The following is a 26,091-nucleotide window of genomic DNA, read 5'->3' as shown; positions in this document are numbered from 1 at the left end:
ACAAACCCACACCACCACTGACGAATGATGCAGGCAAACAAAACTCACCAACAAAAATGTCAACACACTATCGAGTTCTCAAAGAACACACATCCGCAAACCGTTTGCCCTGCTCAGGCTCGTGATCGGGGACTGTAGTCCGTCGTTGCCCCGTCTCCGGAGCAACTCTTCCAGCCTAGCAGAGCGATCCTGTCCGGTCCAAATCCACTGTGTGGCAGTTCCGGGAGTCCCGATCCGCGCGCCGAATCCCGGCCGATTTCTCCGCTAGAGCTCGAGGCTGGATGTCTGCGCAGGCCCGGTTTCCCAACTCCCCGGAGTGATCCGGGGCGGCGCCGTGGCGCGCTGACTCGGAGAAAACTACGCACAGATCTGCACGGGGTCAAATCGCCTGGTCAGCGGCCCGTCCGCAGCGTCAGACGCGTTCGACCCGGGCGCCGAGAGCCACCAGGTTCTCGATGAACTCCGGATACCCGCGGTCGATGTGGTGCACGTCGTGGACCTCGGTGACACCGTCGGCGACCAGGCCGGCCAGGACGAGTCCTGCGCCGGCGCGGATGTCGGAGCACCACACCGGGGCGCTCGACAGGCGCTCGATCCCCCGGATCACCGCATGGTGGCCGTCGGTGCGGGCGTCGGCGCCCAAGCGGATCATCTCCTCGACGAAACGGAAACGTGCCTCGAACACGTTCTCGGTGATCACCGACATCCCCTCCGCGACCGTCGCCAACCCGATGGCCATCGGTTGCAGATCGGTCGGGAACCCGGGGAACGGGAGAGTCGAGACGTTCACCGCGTGCGGGCGGTCGTCCTGACGCACCCGGAACCCGTCGTCGAAGCGGTCGACCTGGGCGCCGGCATCGGTCAGCTTCGCCAGGACGAGGTGCAGGTGTCCGGGATCGATCCCCGACACCCGGATGTCGCCCCGGGTCATGGCTGCGGCGACCCCCCAGGTCGCGGCGACGATGCGGTCCCCCACCACCCGGTGGGTCGTCGGGGTGAGTCGGGTGACCCCTGTGACCGTGAGCGTGGAGGTACCCGCACCCTCGATGAGGGCCCCCATCTGCCGCAGCATCACGCACAGGTCCACGATCTCGGGCTCCCGCGCAGCGTTGTCGATGGTGGTCACCCCGTCGGCGAGCACCGCGGCCATGAGGATGTTCTCCGTCGCCCCCACCGAGGGGAACTCCAGGGCGACCGCGGCCCCGATCAACCGGTCGGCATCGGCGACGACACACCCGTGCTCGATCGTGCTGTTCGCCCCGAGCGCCCTCAACCCGGCCTGATGCATGTCGAGCGGTCGCGAGCCGATGGCGTCGCCACCCGGCAACGCCACCACCGCGCGATGGCACCGCGCGAGCAACGGGCCGAGCACGCACACCGAGGCCCGGAACTGTTTCACGGCGTCGAAATCGGCATGGAAGCTGGGCTGGGCCGGGGTGTCGATGACCACGACGTCGCCGTCGATCTCGACCGTCGTCCCGAGTCCCCGCAGGACGTCGGCCATCAGCGGGACGTCGGCGATCTGCGGGCAGTTCGTCAGGGTGGTCCGACCCTCCGCCAGCAGCGCCGCGGCCATCAGCTTCAGCACACTGTTCTTGGCTCCGACCACGGTGACCTCACCGGACAGACGGGCGCCACCGGTCACCAGGAAGCGTTCGCTCACGCTTTCGACCTTAACGAGTGGTGGCGCGTACACCCGGGGCGGCGGGTCCCGGCGGGTGTCATCGCTGCGCACCCCGGCCGGTGACCGTCGCGTCGAGCCGTTCGAGCCCGCGCTCGAAGTCACCGCCCACCAGACGGTCCATCGGGATCAGGCGCGAGATCAGACCGGCGATCCCCGAGGTCTCCCCCGCCATCACCCACGTCACACGATGACCGCCGTCCGCGGGCTCGACGTCGAACCGGACGGTGTTGTCCGCACGCATCGGCCGGCTGAACGTCAACCGGGCCTCGACGCTGCGGTCGGCCTCGACGGCGGTGATCTCCATCGACCCCGCGCCCGCCTTGCGGTTGCCCGACCAGGCGTACCGGGCGCCGACCCCCTCCGGTGCGCCGGTGTACTCGCGGGTCATCGCGGGGTCGGCGTCCTCCCACGGGGACCAGGACGTCCACCGCCGGAAGTCGACGATCTCCCGCACGATGTCCGACGCCGGAGCTCCGATGATGCGGCTGCGCTGAACTCGGAAAGGCCTCGGCGTCATGACCGGAGAGTAGCTCCCACCGGGGTCGCACCAACCGAGTGAGGCCCGACGCGTCCCGTCCAGACCACCCACGCACCGTCGCCTACGGTTGAGGCATGGCTGTGCACCTCACGCGGATCTACACGCGGACCGGCGACGACGGGACGACGGGTCTCAGCGACTTCTCCCGTGTGTCCAAGACCGATCCACGCGTGGTCGCCTACGCGGAATGCGACGAGGCGAATGCGGCGATCGGCGTCGCGGTGGCGCTGGGATCGCCCGACGAGCACATGACGCATGTCCTCACCACGATCCAGAACGATCTGTTCGATGCCGGTGCGGACCTGGCCACCCCCGTCGTCGAGAACCCGGAGTACCCGCCGCTGCGGGTGCAGCAGGAGTACGTCGACGCGATCGAACGGTGGTGCGACGAGTACGGCGACGCGTTGGCGCCCCTGGACTCGTTCATCCTGCCCGGCGGTTCCGCGCTGGCGGCGTTGCTGCATGTGGCGCGGACGGTGACGCGTCGGGCGGAGCGCGCCGCATGGGCGGCGGTGCACGCACACCCCGACACCACCTCGGAGTTGCCTGCGCGATATCTCAACCGGCTCTCGGACCTGCTGTTCATCCTCGCGCGCGCCGCCAACGGCGGCGACGACGTCCTGTGGCGGCCAGGTGGTGAACGTCAACGCGATCCCCGCGCAGAACCGTCAGGCGGATCGCCGACGACGTGACCGCACCGACGGACGCGACTCGACCCACGACTGGAAGGCCGTGACGGCGCCCGGGTACATGGCCAGCTCGTAGCGGTGGTTGCCGGCCTCGATCTCGACGACGGTCATGTCCTCGATGACGTCCACCTCGGTGCCGTGCGCCGACCGTCGGCCGAGGATCTCGATGGCCTGACGCTCGATGACGCGGCTCGGCCCCGTCCGCAGGCTGGACAGCCGGTAGTAGACCAGAGCGTCGTCGTTGTACCGGACGATCCCGTGTCTCCACCCGCGGTCCTCCCCCGCCGGCAACACCCGGAACAACACCGCGGTGCCGCGACGGCGGAGACGACCGACGCGCACCCCGACCCCGACGGCCAGGGCGAGGACGCCGACCACGAACACGGCGACGACGACGAGCACCAGGGCCGTCGTCGTGCTCATCCACGCCTCCTGTGGACCCGATGTCCGGGCCCGGATACGGCGATCCCCGCAAACCTGTGCAGTTTGCGGGGATCACGACCGTCGTCTGTGTCGACTCCCAGGGTGCCGTCCGGCCTCCCTGTTGTCACGGGACCCGTCGGAACACGTCCCGAAGAGTCACGCACATCACTTCTCGTTGTTCAGCTGCTCCACCGCTCGGACCCGCGACAGAGCCTGCTCGTACTCGTCCGAGCCCTCTTCCGCCGACTCGAGTGTGCTGCGCGCGGCATCGGCGTCGATGTCCTTGGCCCACTCCGCCGACTCGGCGAGGACGGTCACCGACTCGCCCGTGACCGACAGGAACCCGCCCTGCACCGCGGCGACGCGACGCTTGCCGTCGGTCTGCTCGATGAGGACGAATCCCCCGGGGATGAGCTGACCGAGCAGCGGCTCGTGATGGTTGAGGATGCCCAGTTCGCCCTCGGTGGTCTGGGCGATGACGAACGTCGCCTCCCCCGAGTAGAGCCGGTCCTCGACCGAGACGACCTCGACCGGAAAGCCTGTGTCAGCCATGGGCCCGTGTCACTTCCCGGAGATCTTCTCGGCCGCGGCCTCGACGTCGTCGAGTCCACCGCAGCTGTTGAACGCCTGCTCGGGCAGATGGTCGAATTCGCCCTTGCACACACGGTCGAACGCCTCGATCGTGTCCGACAGCGGGACGACCGAACCCTTCTGACCGGTGAACTTCTCGGCGACGATGAAGTTCTGACCGAGGAACTTCTGCAGGCGACGGGCGCGCTGGACCGTCTCCTTGTCCTCCTCGGAGAGCTCGTCCATACCGAGGATGGCGATGATGTCCTGCAGCTCCTTGTACTTCTGCAGGATGCGCTTCACCTCGTTGGCCACGCGGAAGTGGTCGTCGCCGACGATCGAGGCCTCGAGGATGCGCGAGGTCGAGGTCAGCGGGTCGACGGCCGGGTAGATGCCGAGCTGCGAGATGGGGCGCGACAGCTCGGTGGTGGCGTCGAGGTGCGCGAACGTGGTCGCCGGCGCCGGGTCGGTGTAGTCGTCGGCGGGGACGTAGATCGCCTGCAGCGAGGTGATCGAGTTGCCGCGCGTCGAGGTGATGCGCTCCTGGAGCTCACCCATCTCGTCGGCCAGCGTCGGCTGGTAGCCGACAGCCGACGGCATACGACCGAGGAGGGTCGACACCTCCGAACCGGCCTGCGTGAACCGGAAGATGTTGTCGATGAACAACAACACGTCCTGGTGCTTCTCGTCGCGGAAGTACTCGGCCATGGTCAGGGCCGAGAGGGCGACGCGCATACGCGTGCCCGGCGGCTCGTCCATCTGACCGAACACCAAGGCGGTGTCCTGGAGGACGCCCATCTCCTCCATCTCGAGGTGGAGGTCGGTGCCCTCACGGGTGCGCTCGCCGACACCGGCGAACACCGAGGTGCCCGAGAACTCGCGGGCGATACGGGTGATCATCTCCTGGATCAGGACGGTCTTGCCGACACCGGCACCACCGAACAGACCGATCTTGCCGCCCTTGACGTAGGGCGTCAGCAGGTCGATGACCTTGATGCCCGTCTCCAGGATCTCCGTCTTGCCCTCGAGCTGGTCGAAGGCCGGCGGCTTGCGGTGGATGCTCCACTGCTCGCCGTCCCGGCCGGTGCCGGGGGCGTCGAGGCAGTCGCCGAGGGCGTTGAAGACGTGTCCCTTCACGACATCACCGACGGGCACCGAGATCGACTTGCCGGAGTCGCGCACCTCGACGCCGCGGACGAGACCGTCCGTGGGCTGCATCGAGATGGTGCGCACCAGGTTGTCGCCCAGGTGCTGCGCGACCTCGAGGGTCAGCGTCTTGGCGACGGCCTTCAGCGAGATCTCGGCGTGCAGGGCGTTGTACAGATCGGGGACGGCGCCGCGCGGGAACTCGACGTCGACGACCGGGCCGATGACCCGGACGACGCGACCGGCCGCGTCGCTGGACCCCGACGTGCTCGGGGCCTCGGTTGTTGCAGTGCTCATGGTGGTCACTTCCTGGCCTCGCGGCCGCTGACTGGAGTGGTGGTTTCGTCCGTTGTCACTCGGCGAGCGCGCTGGCGCCGCCGACGATCTCGCTGATCTCCTGCGTGATCTGAGCCTGGCGCAGCTGGTTCGCCTGACGCGAGAGGTCGGTGACGAGCTCGTCGGCGTTGTCGGTCGCGGCCTTCATGGCCGTCCGTCGTGCCGCGGACTCCGACGCCGCCGCCTCGAGGAGAGCGGCGTACACGCGGGTCGCGACGTACTTCGGCAGCAGCGCCGACAGCAGCGTCTCGGCGCCGGGCTCGAAGGTGTAGTTGCGATCCTCGGTGGACGAGTCGTCGTCGTCGTCATCGTCGGACTCCGAGACGACCATGGGCGCGATACGCCGGACCTCGGGGACCTGACTGAGCATCGACGCGAAGCGTGTGTAGACGATGTGCAGTTCGTCCACGCCCTCGACGGCCGGCAGTTCCTCCTCGCCCTCCACCTCGGTGCCCGACCCCGCGACGAACAGCTCGACGAGCCGGTCGGTCGCGGTCTTGGCATCGGAGTAGCGGGGCTGCTGGGAGAACCCGGTCCACGAACCCGCCACCTCGATGTCACGGAACGTGAAGTAGCCGAGGCCCTTCTTGCCCATGACGAAGATGATCGGGTCCTTGCCCTCGTCCCGCAGGAGTGCCAGCAGCTCGCGGGTCTCGCGCAGGACGTTCGAGTTGTAGCCGCCACACTGACCGCTGTCGCTGGTCACGACCAGGACAGCCGCACGCTTCGGCTCGGGCCGCTCGTTGAGCAGCGGGTGGTCGAGCGTGCCGGACTTGCTCGCCAGTTCGGTGAGGACCGACGTCATCTCCTCGGCGTACGGCTTCGACGCCTTCACGCGGGCCTGCGCCTTGGTGATGCGCGAGGTCGCGATGAGTTCCTGCGCCTTGGTGATCTTCCGGGTCGACTGCACCGATCGGATGCGTGAGCGGATCTCACGGATGCTCGCCATGACTCACACCTCCCTACGGGGTCGTTGCTGTCGCAGAACGGTCATGGCCTCAGGACTTCCGGAGCTTGATCTCTTCGTTGGTGACGTCCTCGGGGTTCATCGAGTCGGTCTCCTCGTCGTCGACGACGCGCGATCCGTCACTGGCCTCGAAGCCCTGCTTGAACTTGTTGACCTCGCTGATCAGCGATTCGGCCTGGTCGTCGGACAGGGCCTTGCCGCCGTCGATCGAGTCGTAGACGCCCTGCGCACTGTGGTGCAGGTGGGTCAACAGCTCGGAGACGAAGCGCCTGACGTCCTCGACGGGCACGGAGTCGAAATGACCCTCGCCGCAGAGGTAGATCGAGATGATCTGGTCCTCGACCGAGACCGGGCTGAACTGGTCCTGCTTGAGCAGCTCGACCCAACGCGCGCCGCGCTCGAGCTGGGCCTTCGACGCGTCGTCGAGATCGGACGCGAACGCCGAGAACGCCTCCAGCTCGCGGAACTGCGCGAGCTCCAGGCGCAGCGAACCACTGACCTTCTTCAGGCCCTTGGTCTGCGCCGCACCACCGACGCGCGACACCGAGGTGCCGACGTTGATCGCGGGACGGACACCCTTGTTGAAGAGGTCCGACTCGAGGAAGACCTGGCCGTCGGTGATCGAGATGACGTTGGTCGGGATGAACGCCGAGATGTCGTTGGCCTTCGTCTCGATGATCGGCAGACCGGTCATCGAACCGCCACCGAGCTCGTCGGACAACTTCGCACAACGCTCCAGCAGACGCGAGTGCAGGTAGAAGACGTCGCCGGGGTACGCCTCGCGGCCCGGCGGGCGGCGCAGCAGCAGCGAGATGGCGCGGTAGGCCTCGGCCTGCTTGGTCAGATCGTCGAAGACCACGAGGACGTGCTTGCCCTCGTACATCCAGTGCTGACCGATCGCCGAGCCGGTGTAGGGCGCGAGCCACTTGAAGCCGGCCGAGTCCGACGCGGGTGCCGCGACGATGGTCGTGTACTCCAGCGCACCGGCGTCCTCGAGGGCCTGCTTGACGCCGGCGATCGTGGAGCCCTTCTGACCGATCGCGACGTAGATGCAGCGGACCTGCTTGGAGGCGTCGCCGGTCTCCCAGTTCGCCTTCTGGTTCAGGATCGCGTCGATGCAGACGGCGGTCTTGCCCGTCTTGCGGTCACCGATGATCAGCTGGCGCTGGCCGCGGCCGATGGCCGTCATGGCGTCGATGGCGGTGATGCCGGTCGCCAGCGACTCCTCGACGGGCTGTCGCTCCAGCACGGAGGCGGCCTGCAGCTCGAGGACGCGCTGCTGGTCGGACTCGATGTCGCCCTGGCCGTCGATCGGCTGGCCGAGCGGGTTCACGACGCGACCGAGGAAGCCGTCACCGACGGGCACCTGCAGCACCTCGCCGGTCCGGCTGACCTGCTGGCCCTCCTCGATGTGCTCGTAGTCGCCGAGGATGACCGCGCCGATCTCGTCCTCGTCGAGGTTGAGGGCGACGCCCAGCACGCCGTTCGGGAACTGGAGCAGCTCGTTCGCCATGGCGCCGGGCAGGCCGCTCACGTGGGCGATGCCGTCGGACGTGTCGGTGACCGTGCCGACCTCCTCGCGGGAGGCGTCGGCCGTGAACGACGAGACGTACTGCTCGATTGCACCCTTGATCTCGTCAGATGAGATCGTCAACTCCGCCATGGGTATCAGTCTTCCTTGCGTTGGGGTAGGTCGGTGAGGTGTGTGGGGTGGCCGGCCGCGCGACCGGTCACGACGGGAGTTCTCCTGCGGCACGCGCCAACTTGGTCGCCACGTCGGCGTCGATGACCTCGTCGCCGATGGCGATGCGGAGGCCACCGAGGAGCTCGGGGTCGACCTCGATCTGGGTGGAGATGTCGCGGCCGTAGATGCGTCCGAGCACCGACGCGATGCGCTCGTCCTGCTCCGGCGAGGGATCGACGGCGGCGATCACGTGGGCCACCGTCTCCCCACGGCGCGCGGCGGCGAGTTCGGCGAGATCGGACACGGCCGAGGCGGCCGACTGTCCGCGCAACAGCCGGACGGTCTGCCCGACGAGCGCCTTGGTGGTGGGGTCGACCTTGCCGTCGATGACGGAGTCGAGCAGGGACACGCGACCGTCGACCGGGGCGTTCTGGTCGGAGAGCAGGGCCGACAGGCGCGGCTGGGCGACGAGGAGCCGCCCCAGGCGGAACAGTTCGTCCTCGACGTCGTCGATGGACGATCCGCGCTCGGCGGCGATGAGCAGCGCGAAACGCGCGAGACGCTCGATGGCCAGCGTCAGGTCGGCGGTCTGGGACCACCGGCCGGTGGCTGCGGTGCGCAGCAGTGCCACGGTGTCCTCACGGACCGAGGACCCGAAGACCGCGTCCACGAGCCGTGTCTTGGACTCGGTGTCGTCGGACGGTTCACCGAGGTGCTTGCGCAGGACGTGCTCGCGGTTGAGGACGTCGACCACGTCGGCGAGGTCACCGGCCAGTGCCGTGAGCGCATCGACGTCGAGATCCTGTGTCCGGCTGTCGAACTCCTCGGTCAGGTGCCGGACGGCCTCGCGACTGGCCGCTCGCATCGAGTGCAGTCCGACGAGGTCGGCAGGAGCCGAGATGCGTGAGCGCGCCTCGTCGGAGCCGACCATGTTCTCGAGTTCGTCGATGACGCGGTCGATCGACTCCTTGCGTGCGGCCTCGTCCTCGAGGTGCTCGCGTACCGCTGATCCGGCCAGCTCCACCGAGGCCAGGCCGAGGTCGGCCCGGAGTCCACGGACGAGGGCGGCGCGGTTGAGCTCCACCTGTGCGGTGCCGTGCTCGCGGATGCGGGCGACCTCGCTGTCGGCCTGGGCCGAGAGCTCCTCGGCGATGGCCTGGGCGTCGCCGCGGGCGTCCTCGCGGATCTGGCTCGCGGTCGCCCGGGCCTCCTCGACGGCGTTGGCGTGCGCGTCGCGCGCCTCGGCCAGACGCTTCTTCGCCTGTTCGTGCTCGGCGATCTGTGTCGCGACAGCATCCTGCTGCGACTTCATCGCCTTCGCGAGCGGCGGCCGGACGTACTTCAGCAGCACCGCGATGATGACGACCAACCCGATGAGGTTGACGATGACGATTCCCACGAGGTCAGCTCCCTGTCCCGGTCGGCGTCCGTGTCGCGTCGGACGCGGACCCTGTCGTGTCCGACTTGGTGAAGTCGGAGCCGGTGAACTTGGCGGCCAGACGTGAGTCCGTGCTCACGTCGAAGCCGAGCACCCGACTGGCCAGGTCGGCCGAGAGCCGCCCCACGTCCTGTCGGGCGTCCGCCGCGGCGGCCTCTCCGTCGCGACGCAACTGCTCGGTCGCCTCGGAGACCGCACCGTCCGCCTCGGCGGTGGCACGGGAGCGCATCTGCTCCAGCGTCTCGCGGCCCTTGGCGCGGGCCTCGTCACGGATACCGGTGGCCTCGCCGCGGGCGGACTTCATCGCCTCCCGGTACTCACGCTCGGCGGCCTCGAACTCCTCTGTCGCCGAACGGTTGTCGCGGGCGGTCTCGGAGACCTGCTCCTCGCGGTCGTCGAGCACCTTCTTGATCGGCGGCACGACGAACTTGCTGATGACCAGCAACACGATGAGAAAGATCACCAGCACGACGAAGAACGTCGCGTTGGGGATGAGGAAGTTTCCTGCGGCGAGAGCCATGGTGTCAGTACCCGTTTTCCGTCAATGAGTCCTGGGTCAGGACGCCGAGATCGGCGTGGCGAACACGAAGAGAGCCATGAACGCCAGGTTGATGAAGTACGCGGCCTCGACCAGACCGACCGTGATGAAGAACGGGGTGAACAGCCGGCTCTGCGCCTCGGGCTGCCGGGCGATGCCGGCGATCAGCTGCGCACCGGCGAGACCGTCACCGATACCGGCGCCGATGGCACCGCCGCCCAGGATGAGGCCGCCGCCGATCAGTGCGCCCAGACCGATCTGTGGGTCCATGATTCGTTCCTTTCGGTGATCCGGCAACGGTTGCCGGGTCGTGGTGTGGGTGGCGGCGGTGGCCGTCACCGGTTGGGGACCGGGATCACCCGGAGGTCAGTGCGCGTCCTCGGATTCCATGGACTGGCTGAAGTACAGGATCGTGAGGAGCGCGAAGATGAACGCCTGGATCAGACCGACGAAGAGGTCGAACAGCTTCCAGATCGCGTTGGGGCCCCAGGCGATGTACGCCGGGAACAGGGTGATCAGCGAGATCATGATGCCGCCGGCGAAGATGTTGCCGAACAGTCGCAGCGAGAGCGAGACCGGCTTGGCGATCTCCTCGATGATGTTGATCGGCGCGAGGAACACGACGTGGCCCTTGACGACCTTCTTCGTGTACCCGAGGAAGCCGCGTCGCTTGACGCCGGCGGCGTGGTACCAGACGAAGACGACCACGGCGAGGGCGTAGACGAAGTTGACGTCCGACGCGGGCGGCTTGAGCCACTCGGACGCGCTTCCCTCGGAGGTCCCGTACTGGGACGGGATGACCGCCAACCAGTTCGAGATCAGGATGAAGGTGAACAGTCCCACGGCGAGAGGGAGGACGAAGGGCGCGACGCGCATGCCGATCGCGCTCTCGATCTGTCCTCGGAACTGCGTGGTGACGGTCTCGAAGAACAGCTGCACACCGTTCGGGACACCCGAGGTCACCTTGGCGCGCAGGTAGAACGCGAGACCCAGCAGGATGATGGCGGCCACCGAGGTGCCGATGATCGTGTCGAGGTAGAACTCGAGACCCCCGATGGAGACCGAGATGTGGTGTCCGACCTCGATCTTGGAGTCGCCGGAACCCTCGGCGGCCAACGTGTAGACGGCGCTCATGACTGCTTGCGGAGTCCTTTCATGACGGGGATCACCGTGGAGAGCACCACGATCACCTGGCCGAGGGCGAGGCCGAACATGACCCCGAGGCCCTCGGGCCGGAAAACGAACGCGATGGCCAGAGCCGCCACCGTGATGATGGCGAGGCGGACGGCGGTGTTGAGCACGACGGGCTTCTTGCGGCCGGTGTCACCCTCGGTCGCGGACGCGACGCTGAACTGCACCATCTTGGAGTTGGCCAACACCAGGGCCAGACCGGCGGCGAAGAACACGCCGAAGAGGATGTGTCCCAGGACACCCGAGATCACCAGACCCGCGACGGCGACGACCGCGACGATGATCGCCGGGCGACGGAGCGACAGCGGGATGGCCGGATAGAACTGATCCGACGAGTTGGGGGTCGACGTCGTCATCGGCCTCTCCTCGGGTCGGAGTACCGAACTCGTCGTCGAGTTCGGCGCGGGCTGTCGGTCGGGCGGCGTCCATCGGGCCTGCGATCCGCAGACTTCAGCGGACCTCGGCTTGCCGGGTGGGTAAACCCTATCAACGCACCGGTAGCGGGTCCGCCGTGGGGTCTCGGTCACACATTCCGACTATTCCTTGCACGTCAGGCAGCTACTACGCGCCATAGTACTGCATGGCGTAGTTGACCGGTTCAGGGAGTTCGTCCCGTGGCCCCCGCGGACCGCACCGACGTCGCCCGCCGTCGCAGGCGGGGCACCACGGTCGCCACCAGCGCGACGACCAGTCCCCCGGCCAACGCGGGCAGGACCACGGAGATGGAGAAGACGGTGCTCGCGGCGACGCTGAACGCGAGGACGGCGACCCACAGGTAGATGACCAGCACGACCCGACGCTGTGAGTGGCCCAGTTCCAGCAGCCGGTGGTGCAGGTGCATCTTGTCGGGTGTGTAGAAGCCCACGCCGGCGCGGGTCCGTCGGATGACGGCCAACAGCATGTCGAGCATGGGGATGAACATGACCGCCGCGACCAGGATCAGCGGCGACAGCAGAGAGAAGAGGTCGGCGGGACCGTAGGCGGTGACGGCGATGCGGCCGGACGCGCTGGTCGAGGCGGTGGCCAGCATCAGGCCGATGAGCATGGATCCCGAGTCGCCCATGAAGATGCGGGCGGGCTGGAAGTTGTGCGGGAGGAACCCGAGACAGGCACCGGCGAGGACGACGGAGATCAACGCGGGTGGGTAGTAGCTGACGTCCCCGCCCTGGTCCCGGAGGAGTCCGAGGGAGAACAGCAGGATCGCCAGCGCCGCGATCAACGCCAGGCCGGCGGCCAGCCCGTCGAGCCCGTCCACGAAGTTGATCGCGTTGATGGTCGCGACCGTGAGCGCGATGGTCACCAGACCGGACTGCACGGGGTCCAGCACGACGGTGTTCGCGTCCCCGAACGGGACCGGGATGACGGTCCAGCTGACCCCCATCAGGACCAGGACACCCGCGGCGGTCAGCTGGCCGACGAACTTGGTCAGCGCGTCGAGTCCCCACCGGTCGTCGACGATGCCCACCGCGACGATGACGAGGGCCGCGACCACCACCGCGTCCATGTCGTCGGTGTAGGCGAAGCCGCGGGTCAGCGCCGGGAGCTGCTGCGCGATGAGGATCGCGGCGAGGACACCGAGGAGCATGCCGACCCCACCGAGGCGGGGCGTGGGCACCGCGTGGACGTCCCGTGCCCGCGGGACGGCGACCGCGCCGGTGCGCGTCGCGACGACACGGACCGCGCCGGTGGCGAGATAGGTGATGAGGGCGGCGCTCAGTCCGACGAGCGCCAACTCCCGCAGCGGGACGCCGGCCCCGTTCTCGGAGACGGTCGTCGCGGCGAGGAGCACGCGTCGAATCTACTGGTGCGACCTGGGGACGCTCGGCGCGCCATCGCCGACGCGCCGGTCAGCCGAGCAGTTCGGCGGTCTCCATGCCGAGGACCTCGGCGATCTCCTCCGGGCGTACGGCACCCGACCGCAGGATGGTCGGCGTCGGACCGGACACGTCGACGATGGTCGACGGGGTCCCGTGCTCCGCACGACCCCCGTCGAGGTAGACCGCGACGTCGTCACCGAGTTGCGCGCGGGCCTCGTCGGCGGTGGTCGCCGGCGGCTGCCCGGACCGGTTCGCACTGGACACGGCCATCGGACCGACCTCGCGCAGCATCTCGATCGCCACCGGGTGCAGCGGCATGCGGATCATGACGGTGCCGCTGGTGTCGCCGAGGTCCCACGCCAACGACGGAGCCTGTTCGACGACGAGGCTCAGGCCGCCGGGCCAGAAGGCGCGGACGAGTTCCCGCATCCGGGGTGTCACCGACAGCACGAGGCCGTCGATGGTGTCCCAGGATCCGACCAGCACCGGTACCGGCATGTCCCGGCCCCGGTTCTTGGTCGCCAACAGCGACGCGACCGCGTCGGAGTCGAAGGCGTCGCATCCGAGCCCGTAGAGGGTGTCGGTCGGCAGGACGACGAGTCGACCGGACTTCACCGCCCCCACCGCCGCGCGGATCCCGGCGGCGCGCGAATCGACCTGGCTGCAATCGAACACCGTGCTCACGTCGTCATCTTCCCATGCGTGCCGGGTGCGGAGACCGTCGGCGGGCGGTGACGAACCGCGGCCGGTCGGCCAGGTCACGGTGGCCGCGGATGTCGTCGAACGCGCCCGTCGCCGCGAACGCCGCGATCACGCGGTCCGCCGTGCTGTCGTCGTGTTCGACCGCGCACAGCCCGTCCGGCCGGAGAAGCGCCGCGATGACCGCCACCATGGGGTCGATCACCGACATCCCGTCGGGGCCGGCGAACACCGCGACGGCGGGGTCGAAGTCCGCCACCTCCGTCGGCACCGGCGTCGACGTCGGGACGTACGGGGGGTTGGCCACGACGAGATCGATGTCCGCGGTCTCGTCGGTGACCCAGTCCAGGGTCGTCGCGTCACCCCGGACGACCTCGATCCGATCGCGGACAGTCGCGGGCGATGCCTCGACGTTGCGCCGCAACCACCGGGCGGCGTCGTCGTCGCGTTCGACCGCCACGACGGTCGCGTCGGTGACGGTCGCGACGCCGATGGCGAGGGCCCCGGATCCACTGCACAGGTCGACGACCCGCGGTCGAGCCCGCATCGTCGACCTCCGGCCCGCCGCCCACGCCAGGATCAGTTCGGTCTCCGGACGCGGGGTGAAGACCCCCGGGCCGACGGCCACGGTGACAGGGCCGAACGGCGCGGAACCGATGATGTGCTGCAAGGGTTCCCGGGCGAGTCGGCGGTCGACCAGGGCGACGAACCGCGATCGTTGCGGTGCGGTCATCGGATCCGCGGCGACCAGCCGTCCCCGGTCGATGCCGAGCACGTGCGCGGCGAGCAGGTCGGCGTCGACGCGCGGGTTCGCGACCCCCACCGCCGCCAGACGCTGTGTGGCCGTGGCGATCTCGTCGCGCACCGGGTGTGTCATCCGGCCTGCAGTCGCGCCTGCCGGTCGGCCGCGACGAGGGCGTCGAGCATCGCGTCGAGGTCGCCGTCGAGCACGGCGTCGAGGTTGTGCGCCTTGAACCCGATGCGGTGGTCGGTGATCCGGTTCTCCGGGAAGTTGTAGGTGCGGATGCGCTCGGAGCGGTCGACCGTCCGGATCTGGGCCGCGCGGCCCTGCGCCGCCTGGGCCTGCGCCTCGTCCTCGGCGAGCGCCTGCAGCCTCGCGGCGAGGACCTGCATGGCGCGCGCCTTGTTCTGCAACTGCGACCGCTCGTTCTGACAGGTGACGACGATGCCGGTCGGCAGGTGGGTGATGCGCACCGCGGAGTCGGTCGTGTTGACGCCCTGTCCGCCCTTGCCCGAGCTGCGGTAGACGTCGATGCGCAGGTCGGAGTCGTCAATGGCGACCGTCTCGACCTCTTCGGGTTCGGGGTAGGCCAGGACACCCGCGGCAGAGGTGTGGATACGCCCCTGGGACTCGGTCACCGGCACCCGCTGCACGCGGTGCACCCCGCCCTCGAACTTCATCCGGCCCCACACCCCGTCCGCCGACCCGGCACGTGCTCGGATCGACAGCGTGGCGTCCTTGTACCCCCCGAGGTCGGATTCGGTGACCCCGAGGAGGGTCGCCGTCCAGCCTCGTCGTTCGCAGTAGCGCAGGTACATCCGGGCCAGGTCGGAGGCGAACAACGCCGACTCCTCCCCTCCCTCACCGGATTTGATCTCCAGGACGACGTCGTCGCCGTCGTGGGGGTCCCGGGGTGCGAGCAGGTCGGCCAGGGTGATGTCGAGCTCGGCGACGGTCGCCTCGAGATCGGTGACCTCCGGCGCGAACGACGGGTCGTCGGCGGCGAGCTCCTGTGCGGCGACGAGGTCCTCGCGCGCCGCCACCAGGCGGTCATGGGCCGACTTCACCTGTGCCAGTTCGGCGAACCGCTTGCCCACGCGTCGCGCGGCGACGGGATCGTCGTGCAGAGCCGGGTCCGACATCTGGGATTCGAGGCCCGCGTACTCCGCCAGCACATCGTCGACGGCGGACGGCTGCGTGCTCATGGGACCTCGGTTCGCGTCGGTGATGGTGGTGAGACGACGACGACGCCCGCCCTGCGCAGTGCGCGGGACGGGCGTCGTCGGGAGTCCTACTTGGCGTCGGCCGAGTCGGCCGCACCCTTCGGGCTGCGCTTGCCGTAGCGCTTCTCGAACCGGGCGACGCGGCCGCCGGTGTCGAGGATCTTCTGCTTGCCCGTGTAGAACGGGTGGCACTGCGAGCAGACCTCGACCGTGATCTGGCCGCCGTCGCGAGTGCTGCGCGTCTCGAATGTGTTCCCGCAACCGCACAACACCGTGGTGTCGCCGTACTGCGGGTGGATGCCCTGCTTCATCTGGTGTCCCTTTCGTGGTCGCCGGGTCACCGCTGCGGGGCGGACCTCGCGTGACGGTGTGAACCGGAACCGGACGGTGATGATGTGCATCGACCGATGCACAACCTTGCCGAGTATGCCAGAGCCGTGACCTGCGATCCAATCGCCGGCCCGCCGCTCCTCATCTCCTCGGACAGACCCTTCAACCGCGCTCGAGGTCTCGGCATTCCCGCCCCGCGCGTCCCTACGATGGGAGCATCCGATGCCGCCGACGCCCGTCGCGGCGGGTCCGTCGTCAGGGGGAGACGCGATGCGACGACCACGATCGTCGGTGGTCGTCGCGCTGACGGTGATCCTCGTCGCCGCCGCCGGTGTGGTCGCGGTCGTCGCGCTCACCCGCGAGCAGTCCCGCCCGACCTCCGACGTGCCGTCCGCAGCCGATCCCGATCCGGCCATGCGGATCGACGGGGTGGTGCGGCACTTCTACCGCGGCGGCCATGTCGGCCCGGGCAAGCGCGTCGCCTACCGGTACTCGCCGCCCATCGGCGGACGGCACGACGCGGTGTGGGCGACCTGCACCGGGATCGTGTACCCGCGGGCACTGCGGAACGAGAACGCGGTGCACGCCCTGGAACACGGGGCGGTGTGGATCACCTACCGACCGTCGCTGGACCCGGGATCGGTGGCGGCGCTGGCGCGTCGGGTGACCGGCGTCGACCACATGCTCATGTCGCCCTACCCCGGCCTCGACACGCCCATCTCGCTGCAGGCGTGGGGCCACCAGCTCAGGCTCGACGACGCCACCGACCCGCGCATCGACCGGTTCGTCACCGAGACACGTCTGAACACGCAGTCGAACGTGTATCCCGAGGACCCGAAGGCGACCGCATCACCCGAGCCGTCGGGGACATGCGCGACCACTGGGGTGTTCGACGTCGCGGACCCGCCGGCGCCGGACACCGGGCCGCTGCCCGCGACCGCGATCCCCGACGCCTGAGGCGGGTCAGTCCTCGCTCATCGTCCCCGGTGCGTTCTTCTGCACCTGCATGAGGAACTCGATGTTCGTCTTGGACTTGCGCAGCTGGGACATCAGCAGGTCGATCGCCTGCTGCGAGTCCAGCCCCGACAGGAGTCGCCGCAGCTTGTGGACGATCGCGAACTCGTCGGCCGACATCATCAGCTCGTCTTTACGGGTGCTGGAGAGGTTGACGTCGACGGCCGGGAAGACGCGGCGCTCGGAGATCTTGCGGTCCAGCTTCAGCTCGGCGTTGCCGGTGCCCTTGAACTCCTCGAAGATCACGGTGTCACCGGTGGAACCGGTCTCGACCAGCGCCGAGGCGATGATCGTCAGCGACCCGCCGTTCTCGATGTTGCGCGCCGCGCCGAGGAACCGCTTCGGCGGATAGAGCGCCGTCGAGTCGACACCACCGGACAGGATGCGGCCCGACGCGGGTGAGGCGTTGTTGTAGGCACGGCCGAGACGGGTGATCGAGTCCAGCAGGACGACGACGTCCTTGCCGCTCTCCACGATCCGCTTGGCGCGCTCGATGGCCAACTCGGCGACCGACGTGTGGTCTGACGGCGGACGGTCGAAGGTCGAGGCGATGACCTCACCCTTGACCGACCGGGTCATGTCGGTGACCTCCTCGGGACGCTCGTCGACGAGGACGACCATCAGGTGGCACTCGGGGTTGTTGATCGAGATCGCGTTGGCGATGTCCTGCAGGATCGTCGTCTTGCCCGCCTTGGGCGGGGAGACGATCAGGGCGCGCTGGCCCTTGCCGATCGGCATGATCAGGTCGATCACGCGCGTGGACAGACGATCAGGGGTCGTCTCGAGACGCAGGCGCTCGTTCGGGTACAGCGGGGTCAGCTTGCCGAACTCCGGGCGCTTGCGCGCGGCCTCGACGTCGCCGCCGTTGACCGTGTCCAGACGCACCAGCGGGTTGAACTTCTGTCGCTGGTTGTTCTGCTCGCCGTCCCGCGGCAACTTGACCGCCCCGGTGATGGCGTCGCCGCGACGGAGGCCGTTCTTCCGGACGAGGTTCATCGACACGTAGACGTCGTTCGATCCGGCGAGGTATCCCGAGGTCCGCACGAAGGCGTAGTTGTCCAGCACGTCGAGGATGCCCGCGACCGGCTGGATGACATCGTCCTCGTTCACCTGGGGTTCGAAGTCGTTCTCGCCACCCTCACGGTCGCGCCCACGACGGCGCTCGCGGAACCGGCGGCCCCGACGACCGCGGCCCCCGCCGTCCGCGTCGTCGTCCTGACGGTTGTTCCCACCGCGGTTGGGGCCGTTCTGCTCGCCCGAGCGGTTGTCGTTCGACCTGTTCTCGCCGGAACGGTTGTCGTTCGACCGGTTGTCGTTCGAGCGGTTCGCGCCGGACCGGTTGCCGGCTCCGTCGCGGTTGTCGCCGCGGTTGCCCCGGGCCGAGCGGTCGCCGTCGCCGCGCTCGGACTGCTCCGAGCGGTTCTGCTGGCCACGGTTCTGGTCGCCACGACCCTGCTCGTTACGGCCCTGCTCGTTACGGCCCTGCTCGTTCCGGCCCTGGTCACCGCGGTTCTGGTCGCCACGGTCCTGATCGCGGCGCTGCGACCGATCGCGGTTCCGGGTGGGGCGGTCCGCCGAGTCGTCGCCGTCGGATGCCTGTCCGTCCGCGCGCTCCTGGTCGGTGCCGGCGTTCTGGTCGGCGCCACGGTTCTGGTCGGCGCCACGCGAGCGTCGACCGGTGTCGTCACGGCCGGAGCGATCGGGGGCGTCCGTCGCCTCCCCGGGGGCCGAGGCCGCGGGAGCGTCGCGACGCGGGGCGTCGGTCGCCGGTGCCGCCTGGCCGTTGGGGGTCTCGCTCGTGGGCGCGGTGGTGCGGCGCTCGGATGCGGAGGCACCGTTGGCGGCCGGAGCGCTCGACGCGCCGCCGGCCACGGAGCCGCCGGACTGCCGGGCGGCGATGGCGGCCACGAGGTCGCCCTTGCGCATGCCCGAGGTCCCCTTGATGCCCAGCTCGCCGGCGAGTTGGCGGAGCTCGGTCAGCACCATCGCGCTGAGACCGGTGCCGCGGGAGCGGCCGCCACGCGCAGGCGCGGTCGTCGACTCGGGGGCCGGTGTGGTGATCAGGTCCGTATCGGTCACGGATGTCCTTTCATTCCTCCACCGTGAGAAGAACCGTGGAGGTTCGCAAACCCCGCCGTGGATGTCGGCGGGTTCCCCGCCCGTCAGATCGACGAGGCCGGAAGTCGTGTGGTCCGCACCGGGTCCTTCTGCGCCGTCACGAGGCGGTGTGCACACGTGGTTCGCGTGCTGTCGTCGTGGTGAGGGGGCGCGACCGGGGCGGTGGTGTCTCGCGCATTCTGCCTGCGGGATCAGCGGCGGATGTCGCACCCGACACCGACGTGACCGATGAGGTTCCCCGGGGTGAGTGCAACCGGACGAACGCACGTCCGTTGCGAGACGTCACCATGGTATCCACCGTGCGGTCCTGCGGCAACACCCTCCCCCTCGGCGCGTCGCCGACGGGGGCGGGGCGAGGCGGTCAGGTGATGGAGACGGGCCCCGCCACACGCAGCGCGCGGGCGGTGAACCCGACACCGGCGGCGACCTCCACGGACTCCGGCGGGATCGGCCGTTCGTGCAGGGCGAGCACCGACGGCCCCGCGCCCGAGACGAACGCGGCCACACCGCGGGAGCGCAGTTCGGCGACGATCGTGGTGGTGTCGGGCAGGACCGGGGCCCGGTGGTGCTGGTGGAGCCGATCGGCCGTCGCCGGCAGGAGGCACGACGGATCGGTGGTCAGCGCCACCACCGCCAGCGCGCTGCGGCTGAGGTTGTGGACCGCGTCCGCCCGCGGGACGGCGTCGGGGAGCAACCCCCGCGTCAACGCGGTCGACGACTCGACCCGGGGGACGAACGCGGTGACGGCGATCGCCGGGTGCACGGTCAGCCGGCGTGCGTGATAGGCCGGTGCGCCGTCGGTGTCCTCGATCCACGAGACGACAGCCGACCCCAGCACGCTCGCGGAGGCGTTGTCGGGATGGCCTTCGAACTCGCTCGCGAGCTGGATCATCTGGTCGGGCGAGAAACCCTGTCGCACACCGCTCTTGGCCATCAGCCCGGACGCCGCCGCCAGGCCCGACACCACTGCGGCGGCAGACGATCCGAGGCCGCGCGAATGCGGGATGGCGTTGCGGCACACGATCTCGAGCCCGGGTGCGCGGACGCCGCCCGCCTCGAGGCCACGGAGGAGTGCTCGCACCACGAGATGGGTGTCGTCGAGCGGGACGGCGTCGGCGCCCTCGCCGTCGACCTCGACACGAACACCCGACGGCGTCACCCGGACGCTGAGGTCGTCGTAGATGTCGAGCGCGATGCCCAGGGAGTCGAACCCGGCACCGAGGTTCGCCGACGACGCGGGGACCCGGACGTCGGCCCGGACGCCCTCGGGCAACACCGGGAACATCAGGGCCGCCTGGTCGGCAGGGACGGATGACTCATCGCTCAGGCGACCTCGAGGGCGCGCGCGACGGCCTGCGGGTCGACGTCGATGGCCTGCACCTCGGGCATCCCGGCGAGCGCCGTGTCCGGGTCCTTGAGTCCGTTCCCGGTGACCGTGCAGACGACGGTCTCCCCCTTCGACACCCATCCCTCCTCGCACGCGGCGAGCAGACCGGCGACCCCGGCGGCGGAGGCGGGCTCGACGAACACACCCTCCCGACCCGCGATCAGACGGTAGGCCTCGAGCAGCTTCTCGTCGGTCGCCGCGCGGAACATGCCGCCCGACTCGTCCTTCGCGGCCACGGCCTGCTGCCAACTCGCCGGCGACCCGATACGGATGGCCGTGGCCACCGTCTCCGGGTTCTTCACCGGCTGACCGGTGACCAGAGGCGCGGCGCCCGCCGCCTGCACACCGAGCATGCGCGGACGCGACGACGTGACCCCGTCGGCGTGGTACTCGGCATACCCCTTCCAGTACGCGGTGATGTTGCCCGCGTTGCCGACCGGCAGCGCGTGCACGTCCGGCGCGCGACCGAGCACGTCGACGATCTCGAACGCGGCGGTCTTCTGACCCTCGATGCGAGCGGGGTTCACCGAGTTCACGAGCTCGATCTCGGAGAACTCGGCCGTCGCCTTGCGCGCCAGCTCGAGGCAGTCGTCGAAGTTGCCGTTGACCTGGATGATCTTCGCGCCGTGCATCACGGCCTGCGCGAGCTTGCCCATCGCGATCTTGCCGGTCGGGATCAACACGGCGCAGGTGATCCCCGCACGGGTCGCGTACGCCGCGGCCGACGCGGACGTGTTGCCCGTCGAGGCGCAGAGGACCGCCTTCTTGCCCTGCGTGACGGCCATGCTCACCGCCATCGTCATGCCGCGGTCCTTGAACGAGCCGGTCGGGTTCAGACCCTCGACCTTGAGGTAGACCTCGCACCCGGTGACCTCGGAGATGTGCGGCGCGGCGATAAGCGGCGTGCCTCCCTCGAGGAGGGTGACGACGCGGGTGTCCGCGTCCACCGGAAGTCGTCGGCGGTAGGCCTCGATCAGACCGGGCCACGCCGAATGGACGGCACCCACGTGCGCGTCCTCCGCACGGGCGGCGGCCGGGTTGTCGACAGGACGGTCAGGCATCGGTTCCCTCCAGACGCAACACACTCGACACCGACAGCACCGATTCGAGCCCCTTGAGGGCGTCGACGGTCTCCGACAGGGCGGAGTCCGGTGCGCGGTGGGTCACGACGATCAGGCGGGCGTCGTCGCCCGCGCCGGCCTGTCGCACCGTGGCGATGCTGATCCGACGCGCGGAGAACTCACCGGCGACCGCCGAGAGCACGCCGGGACGGTCGGCGACCTTCATCGACACGTAGTAGCGGGTGTACACGTCACCGATCGGCGCGATCGGCAGCGAGGCGTAGGTCGACTCCAGGGGACCGCGACCGCCGTGGACCTTGTTGCGCGCAGCCATCACCAGATCACCCATCACCGCCGACGCCGTCGGCGATCCCCCGGCGCCCTGGCCGTAGAACATCAGTCGACCCGCGTTCTCCGCCTCGACGACCACCGCGTTGAACGCCCCGCTGACCGACGCCAGGGGGTGGTTGTTCGGGACCAGCGCCGGGTAGACGCGCGCCGAGATGCGTTGCCGCCCGGCCGAGTCGTCGATGCGCTCGCAGATCGAGAGCAGCTTGATGGTGCAGTCCAGTGTCGCCGCGGACTCGTGGTCGTCGGTGGTGATCGTCGAGATGCCCTCGCGGTACACGTCGCTCGCGGTGACACGGCTGTGGAACGCGATGGAAGCGAGGATCGCCGCCTTCGCCGCGGCGTCGTAGCCCTCGACGTCGGCCGTGGGGTCGGCCTCGGCGTACCCGAGGCGACCCGCCTCGGCGAGCGTGGAGGCGTAGTCGTCGCCGTTCTCCGCCATGGCCGAGAGGATGAAGTTCGTGGTGCCGTTCACGATCCCCGCCACCCGTTGGACCGTGTCGCCCGCCAGCGACTGCATCAGCGGACGGACCACCGGGATGGCGCCGGCGACCGACGCCTCGAAGTAGAGGTCGACGTGGGCGTCGGCGGCAATGGTCGCGAGCTCGCCGGTGTAATCGGCCAACAGCGCCTTGTTGGCGGTCACGACCGACTTCCCGTGCTGCAGCGCGGATCCGATGAGCTCGCGGGGCAGGTCGATGCCGCCGATCAACTCGACGACGATGTCGACGTCCTCTCGCGTCACCAGCGACGCGGCGTCGTCGGTCAACAGCGACGGCGAGCACCAGGACCGTGCCTTGCCCAGATCACGCACGGCGACACCGCGGATCTCGAGCGCGGCACCCACCCGGGCCTCCAGGTCGGAGGAGTTCTGTTGCAGGATCCGCACCACCTCGGCGCCGACGTTGCCCATGCCGAGCACCGCCACACCGATCGTCCGACGTCCGTCGTCGGTCATCCGTCCACCTCCAGGCTCATGAGATCCGCGAGCGTCTCGCGCCGCAGCAGTGTGCGCGAGGAACCGTCGCGGACGGCGACGACCGCAGGGCGGGCCGCCATGTTGTACCGGCTCGACATCACGTAGCAGTAGGCACCCGTGGCGGCGACCGCCAGCAGGTCACCGGGCGCGACGTCGTCGGGGAGCCAGCAGTCCCTGACCACGATGTCCCCGCTCTCACAGTGCTTCCCGACCACACGGCTGCGCGTGGCGGGGGCATCACTGACGCGGGAGGCGAGGCGCACGTCGTACTCCGCGCCGTACAACGAGGTCCGGATGTTGTCACTCATCCCGCCGTCGACCGAGACGTACCGACGGTGCCGACCGCTGCCGATCGCGACGTCCTTCACCGTGCCCACCCGGTAGAGGGTGACGGTGCCCGGTCCGGCGATGGCCCGGCCGGGTTCGACGGCCAGCAGCGGCGTCGGGAGGTCCAGCTGCGCGGACTCGCGGGTGACGATGTCGATCAGGGTCGCCGCCACCTGCTCGACGGGCGGCGGGTCGTCGTCGGGCACGTAAGAGATGCCCAGTCCCCCACCGAGATCCAGCACCGACAGCTGTGCGGTCTTCTCGACGCCGAACTCGGCGACCACGTCGGCGAGCAGACCGAGGACGCGATGTGCGGCGAGCTCGAACCCGTCGAGGTCGAAGATCTGGGACCCGATGTGGCTGTGCAGACCCACCAACCGGAGGTTGTCGGCCGCGAACACGGCTCGCACCGCCTCCATGGCGACACCCTCGCTCAGCGAGAACCCGAACTTCTGGTCCTCGTGCGCGGTCGAGATGAACTCGTGTGTGTGGGCCTCGACCCCGACGGTGACGCGGATCAGGACGTCCTGCACGGCCCCGGCCGCTCCGGCCACGGCGTCGAGCCGACCGATCTCGGCGAGGGAGTCCACGACGACGTGTCCCACGCCGGCGTCCACGGCGGCGGCGAGTTCCTCGACGGATTTGTTGTTGCCGTGCAACGCGATCCGGTCGGCGGGGAACCCGGCGCCGAGCGCCAGTGCGAGCTCACCACCGGAGCAGACGTCGAGACTCAGGCCCTCCTGGTGCACCCAGCGGGCGACCTCACGACAGAGGAACGCCTTCGAGGCGTAGTGCACACGACCGGTGGACCCGAACGCCCCGAGCATGTCCGCACAGCGCGAACGGAAGTCGGCCTCGTCCACCACGAACAGCGGTGTCCCGTGCTCACGGGCCAGCTCGTCGACGGCCACGCCGGCCAGCGTCACGACGCCGGAGTCGTCGCGACCGGCGTTACGCGGCCACACATGACCGGGCAGGGTGGCCATCGCCGCCGCGGTGACGGGCCGACCGTCGACGTCGACACCACGAGGGGCCTGGCCGTCGGCGTGGCGGGGTCCGGCGGGGTGCGCCATCACATCCGCTCCGGCGCGCTGACGCCGACCAGGTCGAGTCCGTTCGCGATGACCTGCCGGGTCGCGTCGCACAGCGCCAGACGGGCGCCGTGCAGCGCGGTCGGGTCCTCGTCACCCTGGGGCAGGATGCGACACCGGTCGTAGAAGCGGTGATAGGTGCCCGCGAGCGTCTCGAGGTAGCGGCAGATCCGGTGCGGCTCCCGCAGTGTCGCGGCGGTCTCGACGACGCCGGGGAAATCCCCCAGTGTGCGGATCAGCTCACCCTCGGCCGGCTCGACGAGCAGGTCGAGGGATCCGGCGTCCGCGGTGACCCCGAGATCGGCGGCGTTGCGGCCGACGGCCGACAGCCGTGCGTGCGCGTATTGCACGTAGTAGACGGGGTTCTCGTTGGACTGGGTGGTCAGCAGGTCGAGATCGATGTCGAGGTTGACGTCCACCGACGACCGGATCAGCGAGTACCGGGCACCGTCGACACCGACGGCGTCGACGAGGTCGTCGAGGGTGATGACGGTGCCGGCGCGTTTGCTCATCCGGACCGGCTTGCCCTCGCGGACGAGGTTGACCATCTGGCCGATCAGCACCTCGAGTGTGGCGGGGTCGTCACCGAGCGCCGCGGCAGCGGCCTTGAGCCGCTTGATGTACCCGTGGTGATCGGCGCCCAGCATGTAGATGCACAGGTCCGCACCCCGGTTGCGCTTGTCGCGGAAGTACGCGATGTCACCGGCGATGTACGCGGCCTCGCCGTCCCGCTTGATGACGACGCGGTCCTTGTCGTCGCCGAAGTCGGTGGAGCGCAACCACCATGCGCCGTCGTTCTCGTAGAGGTTGCCGTTCGCCTTGAGCGCGGCGATGCACTCGTCCACCGCACCGGAGGTGAACATCGAGTTCTCGTGGGTGTACACGTCGAAGCGCGTCCCGAACTCGGCGAGGCTGTTCTTGATGTGGTCGAACATGGCCTCCACGCCGACGGCGCGGAACGTCTCGAGCCGCTCGTCCTCGGGCAGGTCGAGCACCCCGGGTCGGGCGCGCTGCACGTCGGCGGCGATGTCGGCGATGTAGGCGCCCGCGTAGCCGTTGTCCGGCGTCGGCTCCCCGAGCGCGGACGCGAGCAGCGACTGCGCGAACCGGTCGATCTGGGTGCCGTGGTCGTTGAAGTAGTACTCCCGCGTCACGGCGGCACCCTGTGCGGCGAGCACCCGACCGAGGGCGTCGCCGACCGCCGCCCACCGGGTCCCACCGAGGTGGATCGGTCCGGTGGGGTTGGCCGACACGAACTCCAGGTTGATCGCGGTGTCGGCCAGGGTGGCGCCCCGGCCGTACGCGGCGCCGGCCGCGAGCACGTCGGAGACGACGACGTTCTGGCTCGCCGCGGCGAGCCGCAGGTTGAGGAAGCCCGGCCCGGCGATCTCCGCGGTGGCGATGCCGTCGACGCCCGCGAGTTCCTCGGCCAGCCACGTGGCGAGATCGCGCGGAGGGGTGGCGACCTTCTTGGCGATCTGCAACGCGATGTTGGTCGCGTAGTCGCCGTGGTCGGGATTGCGGGGGCGCTCGACGACGACCGTCTCCGGGACCACCGTCGTGTCCAGCCCGCGTCGCGCGAGCACCGCGGTGGTCGCGTCACGCAGCACGCCGGGCAGATCGGTGGGAGTCACGGGACATCATCCTATGGTCCGGCCGTCGCCCGACCACATCGGCCACACCGATCACCGCGGCGTCCGCACGTAGGATGGCGGCGCCCGGGAGCATCACACCGACGGAGGACGAGCGCA

General features: G+C 69.4%; 25 protein-coding genes. 2 read left to right on the top strand and 23 right to left on the bottom strand.

The window, feature by feature from the left end; all coding sequences use genetic code 11:
• Window positions 1–412 precede the first annotated feature (412 nt).
• Both murA and LX14_RS20295 read right to left on the bottom strand, forming a co-directional pair.
• The gene (gene murA / locus LX14_RS20300) at window positions 413–1,663 is read right to left on the bottom strand and encodes a UDP-N-acetylglucosamine 1-carboxyvinyltransferase (RefSeq protein ID WP_253649188.1); all 1,251 of its coding nucleotides are present in this window, start codon (window positions 1,661–1,663) and stop codon (window positions 413–415) included.
• Window positions 1,664–1,721: 58 nt separating this feature from the next.
• Entirely contained in the window at window positions 1,722–2,201 is a 480-nt protein-coding gene (locus LX14_RS20295; protein ID WP_253649187.1) for an SRPBCC family protein, read from the bottom strand.
• Window positions 2,202–2,296: 95 nt separating this feature from the next.
• On the opposite strand from LX14_RS20295, the gene LX14_RS20290 reads away from it, so the two are divergent.
• Entirely contained in the window at window positions 2,297–2,914 is a 618-nt protein-coding gene (locus tag LX14_RS20290) for a cob(I)yrinic acid a,c-diamide adenosyltransferase (RefSeq protein ID WP_253649186.1), read from the top strand.
• On the opposite strand, the gene LX14_RS20285 is transcribed toward LX14_RS20290, so the two are convergent.
• The 15 genes from LX14_RS20285 to rpmE form a co-directional block, all read right to left on the bottom strand.
• Window positions 2,891–3,334, bottom strand: coding sequence for a DUF2550 domain-containing protein (locus LX14_RS20285; protein ID WP_253649185.1), 444 nt, complete (start codon window positions 3,332–3,334; stop codon window positions 2,891–2,893). The two genes, LX14_RS20290 and LX14_RS20285, sit on opposite strands and share 24 nt — an antisense overlap.
• Before the next feature lie 165 nt (window positions 3,335–3,499).
• On the bottom strand, window positions 3,500–3,886 hold the full coding sequence (locus LX14_RS20280; RefSeq protein WP_253649184.1) for a F0F1 ATP synthase subunit epsilon: 387 nt from the start codon (window positions 3,884–3,886) through the stop codon (window positions 3,500–3,502).
• A gap of 9 nt (window positions 3,887–3,895) precedes the next feature.
• Window positions 3,896–5,347, bottom strand: a complete 1,452-nt coding sequence (gene atpD, locus LX14_RS20275; protein ID WP_253649183.1) for a F0F1 ATP synthase subunit beta — start codon at window positions 5,345–5,347, stop codon at window positions 3,896–3,898.
• Window positions 5,348–5,402: 55 nt separating this feature from the next.
• Window positions 5,403–6,335 carry a F0F1 ATP synthase subunit gamma gene (locus tag LX14_RS20270; protein ID WP_253649182.1) on the bottom strand — a complete coding sequence of 311 codons (933 nt, stop codon included), beginning with the start codon at window positions 6,333–6,335 and terminating at the stop codon, window positions 5,403–5,405.
• Window positions 6,336–6,384: 49 nt separating this feature from the next.
• Window positions 6,385–8,016 (bottom strand): F0F1 ATP synthase subunit alpha, encoded by a 1,632-nt coding sequence (gene atpA / locus LX14_RS20265; RefSeq protein ID WP_253649181.1) that lies wholly within the window; start codon window positions 8,014–8,016, stop codon window positions 6,385–6,387.
• A gap of 67 nt (window positions 8,017–8,083) precedes the next feature.
• Window positions 8,084–9,436, bottom strand: a complete 1,353-nt coding sequence (locus tag LX14_RS20260; RefSeq protein ID WP_253649180.1) for a F0F1 ATP synthase subunit B/delta — start codon at window positions 9,434–9,436, stop codon at window positions 8,084–8,086.
• 4 nt (window positions 9,437–9,440) lie between these two features.
• On the bottom strand, window positions 9,441–9,995 hold the full coding sequence (locus LX14_RS20255; protein ID WP_253649179.1) for a F0F1 ATP synthase subunit B: 555 nt from the start codon (window positions 9,993–9,995) through the stop codon (window positions 9,441–9,443).
• A gap of 36 nt (window positions 9,996–10,031) precedes the next feature.
• The gene (locus LX14_RS20250) at window positions 10,032–10,283 is read right to left on the bottom strand and encodes a F0F1 ATP synthase subunit C (protein ID WP_253649178.1); all 252 of its coding nucleotides are present in this window, start codon (window positions 10,281–10,283) and stop codon (window positions 10,032–10,034) included.
• 96 nt (window positions 10,284–10,379) lie between these two features.
• On the bottom strand, window positions 10,380–11,147 hold the full coding sequence (gene atpB, locus LX14_RS20245) for a F0F1 ATP synthase subunit A (protein ID WP_253649177.1): 768 nt from the start codon (window positions 11,145–11,147) through the stop codon (window positions 10,380–10,382).
• Window positions 11,144–11,560, bottom strand: a complete 417-nt coding sequence (locus LX14_RS20240; RefSeq protein WP_253649176.1) for a hypothetical protein — start codon at window positions 11,558–11,560, stop codon at window positions 11,144–11,146. Before LX14_RS20240 ends, atpB begins: the two co-directional genes overlap by 4 nt.
• 242 nt (window positions 11,561–11,802) lie before the next feature.
• A complete protein-coding gene (locus LX14_RS20235) occupies window positions 11,803–12,993 on the bottom strand; it encodes a glycosyltransferase family 4 protein (protein WP_308214149.1) in 1,191 nt (396 codons plus the stop codon).
• A gap of 58 nt (window positions 12,994–13,051) precedes the next feature.
• Window positions 13,052–13,705, bottom strand: coding sequence for an L-threonylcarbamoyladenylate synthase (locus tag LX14_RS20230; protein WP_253649175.1), 654 nt, complete (start codon window positions 13,703–13,705; stop codon window positions 13,052–13,054).
• A 4-nt stretch (window positions 13,706–13,709) separates the two neighbouring features.
• On the bottom strand, window positions 13,710–14,597 hold the full coding sequence (locus tag LX14_RS20225; RefSeq protein WP_253649174.1) for a N5-glutamine methyltransferase family protein: 888 nt from the start codon (window positions 14,595–14,597) through the stop codon (window positions 13,710–13,712).
• On the bottom strand, window positions 14,594–15,667 hold the full coding sequence (prfA, locus tag LX14_RS20220; protein WP_253649173.1) for a peptide chain release factor 1: 1,074 nt from the start codon (window positions 15,665–15,667) through the stop codon (window positions 14,594–14,596). The genes LX14_RS20225 and prfA overlap by 4 nt, the downstream gene beginning before the upstream one ends.
• An 86-nt stretch (window positions 15,668–15,753) precedes the next feature.
• Entirely contained in the window at window positions 15,754–15,996 is a 243-nt protein-coding gene (rpmE, locus tag LX14_RS20215; protein ID WP_253649172.1) for a 50S ribosomal protein L31, read from the bottom strand.
• A 289-nt stretch (window positions 15,997–16,285) separates the two neighbouring features.
• On the opposite strand from rpmE, the gene LX14_RS20210 reads away from it, so the two are divergent.
• Window positions 16,286–16,972, top strand: a complete 687-nt coding sequence (locus tag LX14_RS20210; protein WP_253649171.1) for a thioredoxin-like domain-containing protein — start codon at window positions 16,286–16,288, stop codon at window positions 16,970–16,972.
• A gap of 6 nt (window positions 16,973–16,978) precedes the next feature.
• On the opposite strand, the gene rho is transcribed toward LX14_RS20210, so the two are convergent.
• The 6 genes from rho to argS form a co-directional block, all read right to left on the bottom strand.
• Entirely contained in the window at window positions 16,979–19,108 is a 2,130-nt protein-coding gene (rho, locus tag LX14_RS20205; protein WP_253649170.1) for a transcription termination factor Rho, read from the bottom strand.
• A gap of 400 nt (window positions 19,109–19,508) precedes the next feature.
• Window positions 19,509–20,432 (bottom strand): homoserine kinase, encoded by a 924-nt coding sequence (thrB, locus tag LX14_RS20200; protein ID WP_253649169.1) that lies wholly within the window; start codon window positions 20,430–20,432, stop codon window positions 19,509–19,511.
• Between the two features lie 38 nt (window positions 20,433–20,470).
• Window positions 20,471–21,595, bottom strand: coding sequence for a threonine synthase (thrC, locus tag LX14_RS20195; RefSeq protein ID WP_253649168.1), 1,125 nt, complete (start codon window positions 21,593–21,595; stop codon window positions 20,471–20,473).
• Window positions 21,588–22,901: a homoserine dehydrogenase gene (locus LX14_RS20190; RefSeq protein ID WP_253649167.1), complete on the bottom strand. Its 1,314-nt coding sequence runs from the start codon at window positions 22,899–22,901 to the stop codon at window positions 21,588–21,590. The genes thrC and LX14_RS20190 overlap by 8 nt, the downstream gene beginning before the upstream one ends.
• Complete coding sequence (gene lysA / locus LX14_RS20185) at window positions 22,898–24,325, bottom strand: diaminopimelate decarboxylase (RefSeq protein WP_253649166.1); 1,428 nt, start codon at window positions 24,323–24,325, stop codon at window positions 22,898–22,900. Before lysA ends, LX14_RS20190 begins: the two co-directional genes overlap by 4 nt.
• Window positions 24,322–25,974: an arginine--tRNA ligase gene (argS, locus tag LX14_RS20180; protein WP_253649165.1), complete on the bottom strand. Its 1,653-nt coding sequence runs from the start codon at window positions 25,972–25,974 to the stop codon at window positions 24,322–24,324. Before argS ends, lysA begins: the two co-directional genes overlap by 4 nt.
• Window positions 25,975–26,091: the final 117 nt, after the last annotated feature.

This window comes from Williamsia deligens (genome assembly GCF_024171765.1).
In the GTDB taxonomy this organism is placed as follows: domain Bacteria; phylum Actinomycetota; class Actinomycetes; order Mycobacteriales; family Mycobacteriaceae; genus Williamsia_A; species Williamsia_A deligens.
This window is presented reverse-complemented; position numbering and strand designations above follow the sequence as displayed.